This is a genomic window from Chitinophaga sancti (assembly GCF_034424315.1).
GTDB classification, from domain to species: Bacteria; Bacteroidota; Bacteroidia; order Chitinophagales; family Chitinophagaceae; genus Chitinophaga; species Chitinophaga sancti.
Map to the genome: position 1 here is coordinate 4391314 of NZ_CP139972.1, position 16805 is coordinate 4408118.

A 16805-nucleotide genomic window follows, 5' to 3' on the forward strand; every position below is an offset into this window, starting at 1 on the left:
TTATGAATTAAATAAAATTATTAGAGATTATTATGATTTAGACAAGAATAATATAAAACATCCGGAAGAGCAACTGAAATTTAGTAAGGTTATGTGTAAATTAAGACTTTCTCTTAGACAATAATTAATGCTACTTGATAGAACTCTAAATATTTACGAATTTAAAGCTCAGTTCGATGATTATTACCATTTTGAATTTATTGATCTGAATGAATTATTAACCATGTACCTATTTTCTAGAGCGGCTTTACCATTCTTAAACTATAAAAACGAGGTTAATCTTCATGTTTTTCTCCCTGGACCTACATATACTGGATAATACTTGCAAACAACCAGCAGATTATAAAAAGTTTAATAAATTCTAAATTTATTAAAATATGACAAAATCCAAGTTAAGCAAGTTTTATTATTCCAATCCTAAATGCTCGCAAAATAAAATAGATACATTTACAATGTGAAAGCATTAAAATAGATTCCAACATTTCAATTAAGACATTGTCTTGTTAATTATTTCTCTTCTACTGTTAAAATAAGAACTTATCGCAATAAAAGTTAACAAAATCTATTACCCTGCGGTTTAGTTGACTACTTTTATTTCAGGCAGATATTAACAATATAATTTTAGCTTTTTTCAAAAAAGCATCTAATACCATGAAAAAAGTAAATATTATTCTCAGTGTTATTGGTTTATTAAGCATTATTGGCGGTACATTAGCGTTTAAATCTCAACACAGATTTGGTGGTACCCTTTTTTGTTATACTACTATTGGAACTGGGATTGATAATTCTTTCACTCCGATATTAGTTACACGGTATACAACAGTAAACCCACACGGAACATTATTCTGTACCGTTCCAGGAGCAAATGTTTTCTACCATCCATTACGAGTTACAGCAGCCTTATAACTAAAAATCAACTTTAATTAAAACATAGAATTATATGACTCGTTAAACCAAAAGTATTAATCGAAAACCAGAATGAATACCTTAAACGAATGATTATTTGGATGTAGCAGGAGTTAAAGCGAACAAAATTAAGGCGCTGGATTTTATGGGGTGAGTATAAGGCTTAATATCCCGATGGCTATGCATAGACGATTTTGAGAGTATTATCATGAATGGTAAGAACATTTTGTTTATTGAAATAGGCACTGTTATTAATTTCTAAACTAGAAATAATTAGCCCTATTTCAAGGAGTACCAAACTATTTATTTTAGCATTGTAATATTTATAAAACTTGACCTTTTTATAATTAACTAAACTGCTGATTTATTTTCAAAATAATTATTCCCTTTAATCAAGTATTATCGTCTTAATTCAAACATTTCCACAACATACATAGGTTCATTTGCAATAAAAAAGCACCTAAATCGGATTCGATATTGTTATTCCAGAAAAATATAATATTTAAAATATTTCCATTTTCTTGTTAAAATCTATCGCTATTTTATTATTATAAAGGGGAAAATAATCTTCATTAGGGTAACTAATATCAATTTAGATAAATATTAATACTACAAATCTATCCTTTTCAAAAAAAACTTAATACCATGAAAAGATCAAATATTATTCTAACAGCTATAGGTTTAATAAGCTTATTAGTAGGCACATTAGCATTTAAAGCTCAACACAGATTTAGTGGTGCACTTTTTTGCTACACAACTGTTGGCATCCCTTCACCTGGTGGTATAACTTATGCACCTATATTAGTTGAAAGGTACAGTGCAATGTCCTCCGGAAACACTTTAATATGCACAATTCCTGGCGTAAATGTAACATATCATGAGATAAAAGTTATACAATCTTTGTAACTAAAATTTTCGATTTTAATCAATATATATTCATATGATTTCTTTTTATTTATAGATTATAAAATATATTTTAAAAACAAAAATTCAATTAATCAAATCCAACATTTATTTTCAAAAATAGAAGTAAGTTGATGGAGCATAACCACCAAGTAATGGGAGGGCGTGCTCCATTTCTTTTCGATATCCGTAATAGGTAGAGAATCTTGTAATTTGAGCAAAAGCATCACTGGGTAAATTGAATTTTCTTACTATCATTGAAACATTCTGTTAAAATTCTCTATTGTATTAAGGGAATACATGAACTTGCGGATCCTTACCGGAAAGTCAAAATATCTTGTAAAATATCTCGAATTATCTTCTTCGAATGAATGTTATGTCTGCAATTGATGCCAACACTTATTAGAACAATTACTCAACACGTGCTCTGCAGATATACGATTAGGTACGCCGTATATAACCCTCAAATCAGCACAAAACTCGATTCAACTAATCCTTGTTCATACACTGGTTGAAAAACTAGCATTGGATTCAAATTTTTAAAATATTGGGAGCAAATCCAGTAGCTATATCATCAGGTGCAGTTTTACTTCTCTTAAGAGATCCTTATAATCTCTTGTTAAATGCAATTGTAGTATAATATATATTCCGTATCTCTCAAGCATCAAAATTCATTATTGAATATCTTAATTACACAAACCATTTCTGATGAGTCAAAAGTAGCTGAATCCACAAATCAAAAATTAAATATGATTACCATTACAAATAAATTAAAAAAATCAATTTATGTTCCAAATGATTCTGTCACTTTTTCCTCTACCATAAATTATCTCCTTATTATAGCAATTTTAGCCTCAGTCGTCCAAATATTAATTTTCAAGTATTACTATCCTTTCGCAAGTTACATTTATGGAGATTCCTATGCATATATTCTAAATGCAATAAACAATTCCAAAATTGCCATCTATCCAATTGGGTATTCTGTCTTCTTGAATTTAATACACAGGATAACATATTCAGACTATTTTCTTGTTATTATTCAATATCTATTACTTCAATCGAGTACGCTATTTTTAATATTCTCAATGTTCCATTTTTATAATCCTCCCTGGATAATCAGAATCTTATTATTTGCTTTTATGGTATTCAATCCCCTCCATCTATATCTATCTAATACCATATCAAGTGACATATTGTTCATCAGCCTAAGTATTACATGGTTTAGCCTTCTTCTTTGGGTAATACATAAACCTTCTATTGCCATTCATTTTTTTCATGCTATAATATTATTCTTAGCTTTTACTGTAAGATATTTCGCCTTATTCTATCCTATTATTTCATTATTTGCCTTTATTATATCTAAAAGCTCTCTAATTCTTAAATTAAATAGTTTATTGTGCTGCGCCGCATTAATCGGAAGTTTTATTTTTTTTACTCAAAACTTGTACTATCAAATATGTCAAAAACATATTTTCTCTCCATTTTCAGGTTGGCTATTAGCCAATAATGCTTTATATGCTTATCGCTACGTTTCAAATGAGCAACATAAAACTCCTCCTCGCGAATTAGAGAATTTAGACCTACAGGTAAGAGATTACTTTGATAGCACTCAAAATAATCCTGGCCATTTAATGGAACAGGGCGAAACATATTTTCATTTTATGTGGATATCTACCAGCCCACTTAGAGCTTATGCAAAAAAAAGTATTCAGCCAGGATCTAAGCTGAAAGACCTAGGAAAGTGGGCTTTTTTTGCACCCATTTTCAAGGATTATGGATGGTGGATTATAAAAAATTACCCTATACAATTTTCAAGATATTACCTCTTTGCAAATGTTAAGCGATATAGCTTACCTCCAGTTGAATTTCTGGAAAGTTATAATTCAGGACTAAACGAAGTTCCTGATTACATAAAAAATTGGTTTCACTATAAGAGCAATATATTATCATATAAAGTTAAAAATCCTGTTTACACTATACTTCCTTTATATTCAATATGGTCAGCCATAATAAATATTCAAATACTACTATTCATCATAATATACGTTTGGTTAAAATGCTACCGTTATTATCCCATCAAACTAGATGTACTTCTATTTCTATCTTTTTTTGGGTTAATAAATTTCGCTTTTGAAGTCTTTTCAACATTAATATCATTGCGGTTTCAAATTTTCTCAATCTGGATTTTCACATGCTTTTCCTACATATTATTAGGATGCATAATTATACAATTAAAAAAAACTGATGCCTAGCTGTATTTATCGCGACAAGACTAATGATACTGATATTATGCCAGTTAGTTTATCCTTAAGTACCCCACCTATTGAGACCAGAAGATATTGGAATATCATGATTACTAAGCATAAAATGCGTTAATGTACAGAGTAATTATTTCAGCAAAACAATTCTATCTGGTAAGCACAAAGAAACATTTATTAATAAGTCTAATAATTATGCTATTAATCTGTATAATGGTACCCGAAATTTGGACCGGTAATTAAGATTGTAAAAAACATCTTAAATTGCCAAAATAATGACAAAGCAAAGCAGAAGAAAATTCACTGGAGACTTCAAGGCGAAAGTAGTCATGGAAGCCTTAAAAGAGCGTAGTACAGTTGAAGAACTAGCTAAGAAGTATGATTTGCATCCCACACAAATCAATACATGGAAACGAGAGGCGGCAGCCAAACTTGCTAGTGCGTTTGATTCAGAATCTGGAAACAAACAACAGGAACAACAAGCTGATCAACTGGAGAAATTGTATGCACAGATAGGTCAGCTTAAAGTTGAGAATGACTTCCTGAAAAAAAAATTGTAACCAGGTCATTATCCATCCGTCGTTCCATGCTTGAACCAAATCATCCATACCTTAGTATTCGCCGTCAATGCGAGCTTTTAAAGCTGCACAGGAGTGGTTTGTATTATGTTCCTGTATCGGAGACAAGCGAGAACCTGGAAATAATGCGCATTCTTGACGCGCAATACTTTCTGACACCTTTCTATGGGGAACGTCGATTGATGGCTTTATTGCGTCTAAAAGGGTATAATATTAACAGAAAGAGAATAAGACGTCTGATGAAATTGGTAAACTGGAACACACTATTCCAGGAACCCAACACCAGTAAGCCGGATAAATCTCACAAAATATATCCTTACCTGCTCAAAGGCATCGATATCAATAAAGCTAACCAGGTTTGGTGTTGCGACATTACATATATTCCGATGAAAAAGGGCTTCATGTATTTATGCGCCATTATTGATGTACATACCCGCTACGTAGTCAACTGGGGCATAAGTAATACCATGAATGCAGAGTGGTGCAGAGATATTGCAGATGTTGCAATTTTGAAACACGGTAAGCCGGAAATATTTAATACAGATCAGGGCAGTCAGTTCACCAGCGAAGTGTTTACCGGTCTGCTAAAAGAACATGAAATCAAAATAAGCATGGACGGGAAAGGTCGGGCACTGGATAATATATGGATCGAACGACTGTGGAGGAGTGTTAAATATGAGCACATTTACCTGAACGTACACGAAGATGGTCTTTCGCTCTATCAGGGCCTGAAAGAATATTTTAATTTTTATAATCGTACGCGTGTGCATCAATCATTGGATTATTCAACCCCAATAGAAGCCTATATGGCCAAAGCCGCATAATCCCCTGCCGGGGGCTTGTGCCAAATGATTCACAGGGCAAAGCCCAGTAAATCATTTAACACTTAAAAGCTTAAAAGGAACGATTACCGGTCCTAAGACTGGGGACCACCATACTGGAATAGTAAAAAATACAGTTAATATAAATTTCAGAACAACTGAATATAAAATCTATAATTCAATGAACGATTTGTTATCAGGAGCTAAAGATCAGGACAGCATATCTATACTACAACTACTCAAGTGTAATAGAATATATTTAATACTTTCATTGCTAATCAGCATAATCGGATGGATATTATTCAAGCACTGTTATCCATATCCATTCCTTACTTATGACTCTTATCTATATTTAGAGATTGCTTCAAAAAACAGTACCGTTTCTAATTGGCCGATAGGATATCCAAAGTTTATACATATAATAAGCTCTCTTTCCAATTCAACCAATTTAATAGTTAGCATACAATTTTTCACACTGCAAATATCTTTAATAATATTCTTTCTTACCATTAAGATAACGTTTGCATTAAGAAAAATCTTTTCAATACTACTATTCTTATGTTTGTTTATCAATCCTATTTTCATTTTTACTAGCAATCATATTCTATCAGATCCTTTATTCATAGCCTTTACTATCTTTTGGTATTCACAATTAATTTGGATCATTAAAGGTTGCAATAAGTATGTAATCTTTTTTAATGCCATAACTTTATTTTTCGCATTTATTTTTCGCTATAATGCTATATACTATCCAATAATCAATATACTTACAATATTATTGTCATCGCTTACCACCAGACTTAAATTAGTAGCAATACTACTATCGATATTATTACCATACACTTTCATTCAATATACCAAATCGGAATTCGAAAAAATAACCGGCATCAAACAATACTCATATATTTCCGGATGGAAATTAGCCAGTAATGCGCTATACATATATCATAATGTATATAAAAAATATCCGACTAATACTTCAGAAAAATTTAAAGTCCTGGATTCTCTGGCAAGGAATTACTTCAATGAGAATAAAAATGATTTCTTTGATCTGAAAAATGTAGATAGTGATCCAACCTTAGGAAGTTGGTTTATTGTTAAAGTGGATGCACCATTAATGGAATACATGCATTATATAAAGAATGATAATTTTAAGAATAATGAATGGGAAAATTTCGAAGTGGAAAATATGGCTCCCTTAGGTCCTTTCTTTAAGGATTATGGATATTATATGATAAGAAAATATCCATTAGCATACCTTAAATATATAATTTACCCTGATTTATTGTCCTATTTATATCCTTTTTCAGAGAATTTGACAAACAACTATGAACCTTTTTCACTTTGGCCTGATCGACATGGGGAAATAGCTAAGACTACACTTAATTTATCCAAACTAAATATCCGTGGTAAATATATGAAGCTACGATATGACTTGTTAAACCCATTTCCCACAATTTTTTACTACATTCATCTATTCTATTTATTGATACTATTATGCTTTCTATTTGGAGGTTCGAATAGAAATCTCTCCAGAGATAAAACTTTAATAATTTCAATATTAAATATTATCTGTCTAACAAATTTCTTATTTGTAATATTAATACACACCAGTGCAATAAGATATGAAGTTTTTATAATATTTTTGGAATTGGGGCTTGGAATAACTATGGCTCATTTTTTTAGCGATCAAATAAAAACACTAAAATTTAAGAAATGTAGTTAGCTGAGCACTCAATTAAACAATAAATAAAAATGCTTGTGAAAAATACTTGCAATGTTTTAATCTAAAACGAACTATTAGTTACTCCTCAGGCTATAAGTCATCTACCATATTAATTCGCTCAATGTATAAAGAAGGAAACGGCAACAGAAATCTATTGCCGTTTCCTTATTTTACACAATCTTATTCTTTCATTTCTTTCTCTATCTCCGTCAACATCTTTATCAATTTCTGGACATTTAACTTATCTAAAGTCATGAATGCATGGCCAGATATATCTATTTCTGAACTGACTCCTATTTGTAGTAATCAAGTAATATTTATATACCATTCCATCTCATTTCCATCATGATCTATAAATACTATTTTTGAGGGTATAATCTTCTGCTTAGTTAATTGAATTTCAAATGTAAAATTCACCTACTTATCAAAAAAATATCATCTTTTTATGTTACAGCTAATTCCTCTGTGCAATTAGCTACGAAATAAACAGGTCTTAACAATGATGAAAATCCCTCAAAGGATCTTTCAATTAATCTTATGTTTGCTACTATCTCCCTTATTATCCCTGGCACAAAAACAGACACTGAAAGGCATAATAGCTGATTCTACTACAGGTAAGCCAGTGCAGAATGCTGCTGTGTATATACTAAAAGATAATAAAGCGATTGCTACTTCATTTTCTGACAAGGAAGGGGGATTTCGTTTTGTAGACATTCCTATGGACAATTATCAGCTATATATATCCCTTACAGGATATAAGGCTTATCATGTAGCTTTACGCCTATCCAAAGATATCGCTAACCTCGGTAAAATATTAATCAAAAATAATGTTATTACTCTCAATACTATTGAGGTCAAACAATCAATCCCTCCGATTACCATCAAAAAAGACACTTTAGAATTTAACGCTAATTCCATCAAAACCAGACCGAATGCGGTAGTCGAGGAGTTACTGAAACGGGTACCGGGTGTATTTATTGATCCCAGTGGAAAAATTACTGCTCAGGGGGAAATTGTGAATAGAATCCTTGTGGATGGTAAGCCTTTCTTTGGCAATAATACTTCCCTCACTACCCAAAACCTACCTGCTGAAATCATTGACAAAATTCAATTGATCGATGCTAAATCTGACCAGGCACAATTTACCGGTTTCGATGACGGTATTCATGAAAAAATCATTAATATCACCCTCAAAAAAAACCGGCGACGCGGTACTATCGCTACTACATCTGCCGGTTATGGTACCAGTGACCGCTATGCTATTAATAGCAATGTAAATAATTTCAATGAACAGAATCGTCTATCCACCGTAGCTAATGGCAATAATTTAAATGATCAGGACTTCAACCCTGGCAACACCCATGCTGGTATGCAACCAGGAAATGGTCTGGCCAATTCCTGGTCTGGAGCTGTCAATTATAATATGGATGACAAAAAGAGAATAAAGTTGGATGCCAGTTATGAAGCTTTAGATAATCATTCTCAAAATAATACTTATAATTTCAGGCAGACCTTCCTTCCTGACACAAGCTGGTATTACAACCAACAAAATAATTCTACCAATCACAGTGTTAATCATGCGATTCGTACACGATTAGATTATAGAATAGATAACTCACAATCATTATTAATTGCACCTGAATTTACCTTTAACAAGGCTGATAATCTCCAAAATAATAAGTACGAATCCCTGAATAAGAACAAAGACACAAGCATTTCCGGACAAGCACTAAATACGAGTAGGCAGTCCACATCGGGGGTTTCCGTTCACGGACTTTTTAGAAAACAATTCAAAAAGAAAGGACAGACATTTAGTGCCGATTTCTCAGCTACACATTCTCAAACTTCTGGCAATAATACCTTTCAAACCAGGGATTACTTATTGCTCCTGGATTCAATAGCTAGTTATAATAGATTATTGAGGAATAATACTACAAATAACAATATCAATTTACGGCTAAGTTATACGCAACCTTTATCAGAACATCGATTTTTACAATTATTCTACTCCTGGAATAATGGACACAATAACATTACAAATAAAACTTTCGATATCGATTCCATTTCCGGGAAATACAATCATTCCAATGATAGCCTTAGCAATAGCTCCAAAATTTACTCAGGCATTCAATCAGCAGGAGTCAACATTGCAACTAATAAAAATGTTTACGATTATACCTTGGGTATAAATATCCAGATGAATAGTAGTAAAAATGAAAACAGTAACGCTCCGTCGTTCCATAAAAATTTCATCAATCTATTCCCAGCTGCCAAATTGAATATATTTTTATCTAAGGAAAAAAAAATTCATTTTGCGTATAATGGAAGTACTATTTCTCCTACTGTCCAGCAGTTACAACCCTTACCTAACCTTGCTAATTCATTGCTAATCCAGAAAGGGAATCCGGATCTCAAGCCTGGATTTCGACATAGCTTTAATGTGGACTATAATGCCATAAACAGTGTTACATTCCGTGGGCTTTTCATGAACCTCAGTACTGAATTCATAAGAAACAAGATTGTGAATGTCAACCGGTATGACAGTACTGGTCATCAGTACACTATACCAATCAATGCAAATGGGGCAATGAGTTTAAGTGGCATTGTGACTAACACCCTTCCTATTAAATCTATGCATTCTATACTGGATCTATCGTCCGGTATATCTTATAATAAAGACATTACGTTCACCGTCATTGGTAATGATAATATTAAATCATATACTCATATTATCAGTTTGAACCAATCAGCTAATTTTTATTATAGCTACCAATCACTCATGGAATTTACTTCAGTACTTCAAGTTACCTATAGTGGTAACCATTACGGAGCTTTATCTACAAGTAATTCCAACTACCTTACTTACAATCTATTTTTTACTTCTATTATTTATTTACCTGCAGGATTCATGTTAGGTAATGAATTTCGCTATATTATGAATAGAGGCCGGGCAGCAGGTTATAATACCAATATTCCATTATTAAATGGCTACATTGCTAAAAGCCTATTCAAACAAAAACAAGGATTGATTAAGATATATGGATATGATCTATTGCATCAAAATGTAAGCGTTACCCGTAATACAGGAGATAATTTCATTGAAGACGTAAGACAGACAGTATTGAAACCATATTTAATGTTAAGTTTTACATGGTATTTTAAAAAATATCCCGCTAGAAAAGAAAAAGAAGGATAAATACATTTGTATTTCTATTAACTTATCTACAGCTGCTCTTATTATTTTAATACTGACATTACAATTCAGCCACATTTTCTTTATTTGTATAACCAAGAATATTCTTAACTCCAAGGACTGTTATTTGAATTAACCCATGAATACATTCCGATTCAAATGTTGTTCCTATGCATGACACGCTTAATATTACAATACCTCCCAAGGTGAGCCCCTGGAAAGAACTAAAAACGCTTTCCATCATCATCCCAGCATACAATGAAGAAAATACCATCACTCAGATTTTAGATAAAATCCGGGCTGTTCTACTCATTCATGACATTGAAAAAGAGATTATCATTGTTAATGACTGCTCCAAAGACAATACGGAACAGGTAATTCTGGAATATATAAATACCTATAAGGAAAACAGAATAAAATACCTCGCTTTTCCTGCAAATAAAGGTAAAGGTGCCGCCATTCATGCTGGTATACTACAGGCTACCGGTGAATATCTGATCATTCAGGATGCTGATCTTGAGTACGACCCTTTTGAATATAATGTGTTATTAAAACCTATTGTACATGGTTTTGCAGATGTAGTTTATGGGTCACGCTTTATGGGTGGCAGTCCACATAGAATCATGTTTTTCTGGCATACGATGGGAAACCGTATTCTTACATTTTTCGCCAATATGTTTGCTAACCTCAATCTAACAGACATGGAAACAGGTTACAAGGTATTCCGAACTGATATTATCCAACAGATCTACCTTCAGGAGAAGCGTTTTGGATTCGAACCTGAAGTAACTCTCAAAATGGCCAGATTGAAAGATATCAGAATTTATGAAGTAGGTATATCCTATTATGGTCGTACATATAGAGAAGGGAAAAAAATCAACTGGAAAGATGGCGTCAGAACAGTCTGGTGCATTATCAAATATGGCATGCTCACATCCAGATACCTTAAACAGGAAGCCATTACAACCGTAAATAAGATATCTTAATTATAAATTCTCCCTAAATGACAAGATCTACAATTGATGAAGTAGGTTTATCCACACTTGAAAACCTAAGTGTTGTCGATCGCTTAAATGGTTGGATGTTTGAATCTATCCAACCTTTTGTAAAAGGCCGGGTACTCGAAATCGGCAGCGGCATTGGAAATATTTCTGATTGCTTCGTTAAAAACAATTATCCTATAACTCTCAGTGATTACAGCGACCATTATTGTAACTACTTAGATAAAAAGTTTACTAACCAACCGCTGATAGAAGGAATTTTTCAGATTGATCTTGCAGACGCCGATTTTGACAGTCGGTATAACTTGTTGATAGGGAAATTTGATACAGTATTTGCATTAAATGTTGTCGAGCACATTAAAGACGATCACCTGGCAATTGCAAATTGCAGAAAACTGTTAAAACCAGGCGGCAACCTCATAATATTGGTTCCTGCATACCAAACATTATATAATAGTTTTGATGTAGAACTGGAACATTTTCGACGGTATACCCGAAAATCCGTCACCGAATTATTCAATTCTCAGCAAATACATATCCTGCAAACCAGGTATTTCAATATGGCAGGCATATTAGGTTGGTTCGTATCTGGAACTATCTTACGAAAAAAACAATTACCTTCTGGCCAACTCAGTTTTTATAACAAACTGGTACCGATCTTTCGAATTCTTGATCAGGTCACTTTCAATCAAGTTGGGCTATCTGTTATTATTGTGGGACAGAAACCGGAATAAGAGTTTTCTTCAGTAACCTCATCATATATACATTTATATCCCATTGGCTTACATTATGTGTGAGGTATGGAAATGGACCAAATTCAGTGGTAATAGTCAATACCTCATCCTTGCTATTTCTATTAGCTATTTGCAACCACCAGCCAATATGTTTATCCACAGCTTCCTGCCATTTAGGCAATCTCGGGTCGGGAATCTGTGGTCCTTCCGGAAAACCGACCCGGGCATGTACATGAGACGCCCGGTTAATAGCCAGCTCCACAGCCTCAGTTTGATCTTCAAGAAAAGACTCAGCAACACTCACCCAGTGAGAGATATCAAATGTAATCCTCAACTCCGGAATAGATTCCAGATACTGTTTTGTAACATGGGCCGCAAAACTAAACTTTCCACGATGTGTCTCATGAATCACTCCAGGTCCTGCCAGTTTGATTAGTGCGCAATTTTGTTCAAAAGAAAAAATATCCCTACCAGTCTGGGAGTTAATTTTTACCCGGGGATATTTCTTAATTCTTTCCATCCACCTTGCATACAAATCACAATGCTCACTAAAATCAGAAGAGCTGGTATCAAAATGTTGTGGTATTAACTCCATGTTATTCTTCTCTGCTAAATTCCATACGTTGTCCAAAACAGCATCAGAAGTATCAGCTGTAATGGCATATTCAACACCATCATACCCCTCTTTTTTTACCTGGTCCATAAAAGCCTCCCAGGAAAGATTTTCACTCCCCCATCTGGGGCAAAAAAATTTCAATTTCACTAAATTGTAGTTTTAATTACCAGTTTTTCTGGTCTTAAATATGGTTTCGTCGCATCTATTGTTCCCTTCCATGCATAAGGATCCTGCCCTGCCACCAGAACAACATCCCTCAGATCCTCTGTTGCTGGCAAGTTTCCATCCTGATCCCATGGTAACATCGATTCCGCGCTCATGTAATGGTTTACCAGGGCTGTCCGAAAACAGTTTGTTGTCTTATTTCTCAAAGAACTATGTAAAGTATAGCCGTGAAAGAATACTACTGAACCACTTTTAACCTCCACAGGAATAGCATCTCCCGCTAACTGAGTTACATCTACTGTGTCTACGTCTGCATATTCATTACTTCCATTTTCAACCCTTTTCATAATATAACCTGGCTTTCCCGGTATAATCCACAAGCATCCATTTTCTACTGTCGCATCATCAATGGCAATCCATACTCCTGTCAATGATTGGTCTCTTGTCGGAATATAAAACTCATCCTGATGCCATGACTGCCCCGCTTTACCTGGTCCCTTTACAAACAACATAGATTGCATGCACTTAACATTCGGGCTAATTATCTTAGTCAAAACATCTGTAATGCGTTGATGAAATAAGGATTCATAAATAACAGGTGATAACTTATGTGGAAAATGAATAGCTACATATTTCTTGAGTACATCTTCATCACTCATACTTTCATCTGTATCCAGCATTCCCTCTATCACACCTCTTTTCCCCCTGAATATATCAGCAGTTTCTTTTTTTAAAGAAGCAATTTCATCGACATTAAAAAGATCAGGAACTACAACGTAGCCTAAGTCATTATATGCATTTATATCAGTATTCATACAAATAAAGTTTCAATTTCTTCTAATGATTTCCCTTTTGTTTCAGGAATATTCGTAACCATATAAATAAACGCTATTGCACAAAAAAGCGCATAAATACCCAATGTAACTGAGGTACTAATATGCATTGTCATAATAGGAAAACTGTAACTAATTATAAAGTCAGCCAGCCATAATGCAAACGTGGATAGAGACAAGGCTAAAGCCCTGATTCTATTAGGAAAAATTTCAGACAAATAAACCCAGGTTACCGCCCCCAACGTGCAACCGAAGCTGGCTACATAAACGAGTACCGCTATCAGAATAATATAATATTGGAAAAACTTCAGGTAAAAACAAAATGCTACAATTAAAAGTGAGCCTCCCATTAATACGCTTCCGATTAATAAAAAACGTTTTCGCCCAACCTTATCCACTAAACCTATTGCAATAAATGTTGATACCACATTTACCACTCCTATAATAATAGTGTATAGTAGAGAATCATTATTACCGATTCCTGTCTGGTTAAATATTACAGGAGCATAATACAAGATGGCATTAATGCCTGTTACCTGCTGAAACACTGCCAGCAACACTCCTGCTATTATTACCTTGCTATATCTCTTTTCGAATAAATGAGCAAGGCCTATTTGTTCCTTGCTGGCAAAACTCTTTTTTATATCCTCCAATTCCTGTTGCAATTGAAAAGGTGGTACTATCCTTTGCAGAATCGTTAAGGATTCCTTAATCCTGCCTTTGCCCACCAACCACCTTGGACTTTCCGGCACAAACAATAACATTATTAAAAACAACAAAGAAGGTATTAACTGACTGCCAAACATCCATCGCCAATTATTTATTCCAGTGTCATTCAGCCCATAATTAGTAAAATAAGCCACCAATATACCTGTTACAATTGCTAACTGGTACAAGGCCACTAATCGTCCTCTATCAGAAGAAGGGGCAATCTCAGCAATATACATGGGAGATACCATTGCAGCGGCCCCCACTCCAATGCCTCCAATAATTCTGAATAATATAAAAGCGAAAAGAGAATGTGAAAATGCAACACCAATACCGGATACAGCAAACAACAACGCGCAAAGCATTAAAGAAAGCTTTCTTCCATGACTGTCAGATATATATCCTGCTATTACCGATCCTATTGCGCAACCAATCAAACCAGATCCTACTGCCCAACCCAGCGACACAGCATCCATACTGAAATAACTTTGGATATAAGGAATTGTGCCGGAGATGATAGCCGTATCAAAACCAAATAATAAACCACCTAATGCGGCAGTGGCACTAATGAGGATAACAAATCCATTTTTCATAACTGATCATTGCATTTCAGCAATAAAGGTAACACTCCCAGATTGTCATTAAAATGCATTGACCCAAAAGAGGTACATGCTATTCAAATCGCCCGTATAAAAACTACCTATTATATATCCTTTACCTCCAAAGTATATTTCCTTCCATAACTTTTATATTTCTCTACAAACCTTTTTGAAATGCCAGTACCCCCCATTGTTTTACAGTCAAAATCCCGATCAACCCATTATTTTATTGCCACTGCTATTATTACCTCATTCATCATCTGGTTTATTTTTAAACTCATTTATCCCTACCCGTTTATCACTATCGACTCATATTATTATATTGGTGCGGCTTATGAAAATGCAAATGCAGGATCCTGGCCTATTGGCTATTCCAAATTTATTCGCATTGTAGGTTACCTCTCTCATTCCCCTACTCTACTGGTAACTATTCAATATTTAGTTCTTCAGCTTTCATTCATTTATTTATTTTTATCTATCCGCAATATTTTTCAAATAGGAAAATGGTCTTCCCTTATCTTATTCATCTTTCTATTCCTAAATCCACTATTTATCTATGGAAGTAATCACATTATGTCTGATATTGTTTTTTGTAGCTTTGCCATCTGTTGGATTTGCCAGCTTCTATGGATCATTAAAAGACCTCGCTTATACATGATCTTTACTCAGGCATTTCTTCTAACTACTATATTCACTATCCGATATACAGCGCTGTATTTCCCTTTATTCACCATTATGGTCTTTATTATAAGCAACCAAAGCACCTGGTGTAAAATTTCTGGAATTGGACTTACTCTCCTACTTCTGGGAGCTTTCATTCAATTTACCCGGATCAAAATGGAAGAAGTAGGCGGTATTCGCCAGTTCTCATCAGCAAGTGGCTGGAAGCAAGCCAGCAATGCATTATATATGTACGGACACATCGCAGCAGTAGATAATACTCCCGTACCAGATAAATTCAAAGTACTCCATCAACTGACTAAAAACTATTTTAAAGGACCACATACATATGTCGACCTTTATAGCATTGATAAAGAATTCACCACTGGTAGTTTTTATGTGGCAGCATATGAATCTCCTCTCATGCAATACCTTCGTACTAAACAGGGCGAAAATGCCGATGTATTTGAATTTAAAAACATAGCACCATTCGGCCCTTTCTTCAATTCATATGGTACTTATCTGATTACCCACTATCCTTTGCCGTATATTCAGTATGTAATACTGCCAGACATCATGGCCTACTTACTCCCATTTCCTGAAATTTATGGCACACCCAACGACCTCTATTATCTATGGTCAAATCATTTAGGAGTTGTGGCTAAAAATTGGTTTGAATTCACGACTATAACAATACTAACAAACTTCATTAAAATCAGGGGAATTATTTTAAGTCCTTATCCTTTATTATTTTTTATTATTCACGTTATTTATATATTGTCACTCATAGCGATCCTTCTCCAAAAACATTATAAAAAATGGGGGAATATTATCCGAAAATCTTATTTTCTTCTTGTTCTTATTTGCACTATTAATTTTCTTTTCACCATATTATCTGCTGCCTCTGTACTCAGATTCCAATTTACATTTATCATAATAGAATTTGTAATAGCCTTAATATCCATCAAATTAATTATGGAGAGTGCAGCCCGAAGGTCTAACAATCATGATTCATATAATGGTATGAAAAAAGTATAATCCATGTATCCCCTAAATTATTCACAAAATGTTTCTAGATTATTAATTCTAAATACGTAAATAGAA

The 16805-nt window shown here is 33.9% G+C and carries 13 protein-coding genes; 10 read left to right on the forward strand and 3 right to left on the reverse strand.

Annotated elements, in window-relative coordinates; all coding sequences use genetic code 11:
* Positions 1-651 precede the first annotated feature (651 nt).
* The 9 genes from U0033_RS16790 to U0033_RS16825 all read left to right on the forward strand — a co-directional run bounded on the left by U0033_RS16790 (position 652) and on the right by U0033_RS16825 (position 12120).
* Complete coding sequence (locus tag U0033_RS16790) at positions 652-906, forward strand: hypothetical protein (RefSeq protein ID WP_143151013.1); 255 nt, start codon at positions 652-654, stop codon at positions 904-906.
* Between the two features lie 645 nt (positions 907-1551).
* A complete protein-coding gene (locus U0033_RS16795; protein ID WP_143151014.1) occupies positions 1552-1812 on the forward strand; it encodes a hypothetical protein in 261 nt (86 codons plus the stop codon).
* A 1439-nt stretch (positions 1813-3251) separates the two neighbouring features.
* Complete coding sequence (locus U0033_RS16800) at positions 3252-4061, forward strand: hypothetical protein (RefSeq protein ID WP_326980834.1); 810 nt, start codon at positions 3252-3254, stop codon at positions 4059-4061.
* A 281-nt stretch (positions 4062-4342) separates the two neighbouring features.
* Positions 4343-4627 (forward strand): transposase, encoded by a 285-nt coding sequence (locus U0033_RS33335; protein ID WP_072366656.1) that lies wholly within the window; start codon positions 4343-4345, stop codon positions 4625-4627.
* A 26-nt stretch (positions 4628-4653) separates the two neighbouring features.
* Positions 4654-5469 (forward strand): IS3 family transposase, encoded by an 816-nt coding sequence (locus tag U0033_RS16805; RefSeq protein ID WP_407654208.1) that lies wholly within the window; start codon positions 4654-4656, stop codon positions 5467-5469.
* A gap of 775 nt (positions 5470-6244) precedes the next feature.
* Positions 6245-7192 carry a hypothetical protein gene (locus U0033_RS16810; RefSeq protein WP_143150986.1) on the forward strand — a complete coding sequence of 316 codons (948 nt, stop codon included), beginning with the start codon at positions 6245-6247 and terminating at the stop codon, positions 7190-7192.
* Positions 7193-7691: 499 nt separating this feature from the next.
* Positions 7692-10388, forward strand: a complete 2697-nt coding sequence (locus U0033_RS16815) for a TonB-dependent receptor (RefSeq protein WP_072366452.1) — start codon at positions 7692-7694, stop codon at positions 10386-10388.
* A 167-nt stretch (positions 10389-10555) separates the two neighbouring features.
* On the forward strand, positions 10556-11371 hold the full coding sequence (locus U0033_RS16820) for a glycosyltransferase family 2 protein (protein WP_083571919.1): 816 nt from the start codon (positions 10556-10558) through the stop codon (positions 11369-11371).
* A gap of 17 nt (positions 11372-11388) precedes the next feature.
* Positions 11389-12120 (forward strand): class I SAM-dependent methyltransferase, encoded by a 732-nt coding sequence (locus tag U0033_RS16825; RefSeq protein ID WP_072366454.1) that lies wholly within the window; start codon positions 11389-11391, stop codon positions 12118-12120.
* Here U0033_RS16825 and U0033_RS16830 read toward each other — a convergent pair.
* Genes U0033_RS16830 through U0033_RS16840 form a run of 3 tightly spaced genes read right to left on the reverse strand, consistent with a single transcriptional unit; the run spans position 12095 to position 15035 of the window.
* Entirely contained in the window at positions 12095-12883 is a 789-nt protein-coding gene (locus U0033_RS16830; RefSeq protein ID WP_072366456.1) for a sugar phosphate isomerase/epimerase family protein, read from the reverse strand. The two genes, U0033_RS16825 and U0033_RS16830, sit on opposite strands and share 26 nt — an antisense overlap.
* Positions 12883-13716: a phytanoyl-CoA dioxygenase family protein gene (locus tag U0033_RS16835; RefSeq protein ID WP_072366458.1), complete on the reverse strand. Its 834-nt coding sequence runs from the start codon at positions 13714-13716 to the stop codon at positions 12883-12885. Before U0033_RS16835 ends, U0033_RS16830 begins: the two co-directional genes overlap by 1 nt.
* A complete protein-coding gene (locus tag U0033_RS16840) occupies positions 13713-15035 on the reverse strand; it encodes a sugar porter family MFS transporter (protein ID WP_072366460.1) in 1323 nt (440 codons plus the stop codon). Before U0033_RS16840 ends, U0033_RS16835 begins: the two co-directional genes overlap by 4 nt.
* A 180-nt stretch (positions 15036-15215) precedes the next feature.
* Between U0033_RS16840 and U0033_RS16845 the strand changes: the two genes are divergently transcribed.
* A complete protein-coding gene (locus U0033_RS16845; RefSeq protein ID WP_072366462.1) occupies positions 15216-16739 on the forward strand; it encodes a hypothetical protein in 1524 nt (507 codons plus the stop codon).
* The last annotated feature ends 66 nt before the right edge of the window (positions 16740-16805 follow it).

Bases quoted from the DNA above. Each gene is read 5' to 3' on its own strand.
- U0033_RS16825 (WP_072366454.1), top strand. From the start codon at position 11,389: ATGACAAGATCTACAATTGATGAAGTAGGTTTATCCACACTTGAAAAC.
- U0033_RS16835 (WP_072366458.1), bottom strand. From the start codon at position 13,716: ATGAATACTGATATAAATGCATATAATGACTTAGGCTACGTTGTAGTT.
- U0033_RS16820 (WP_083571919.1), top strand. From the start codon at position 10,556: ATGCATGACACGCTTAATATTACAATACCTCCCAAGGTGAGCCCCTGG.
- U0033_RS16840 (WP_072366460.1), bottom strand. From the start codon at position 15,035: ATGAAAAATGGATTTGTTATCCTCATTAGTGCCACTGCCGCATTAGGT.
- U0033_RS16815 (WP_072366452.1), top strand. From the start codon at position 7,692: ATGATGAAAATCCCTCAAAGGATCTTTCAATTAATCTTATGTTTGCTA.
- U0033_RS16845 (WP_072366462.1), top strand. From the start codon at position 15,216: ATGCCAGTACCCCCCATTGTTTTACAGTCAAAATCCCGATCAACCCAT.
- U0033_RS16790 (WP_143151013.1), top strand. From the start codon at position 652: ATGAAAAAAGTAAATATTATTCTCAGTGTTATTGGTTTATTAAGCATT.
- U0033_RS16805 (WP_407654208.1), top strand. From the start codon at position 4,654: ATGCTTGAACCAAATCATCCATACCTTAGTATTCGCCGTCAATGCGAG.
- U0033_RS33335 (WP_072366656.1), top strand. From the start codon at position 4,343: ATGACAAAGCAAAGCAGAAGAAAATTCACTGGAGACTTCAAGGCGAAA.
- U0033_RS16795 (WP_143151014.1), top strand. From the start codon at position 1,552: ATGAAAAGATCAAATATTATTCTAACAGCTATAGGTTTAATAAGCTTA.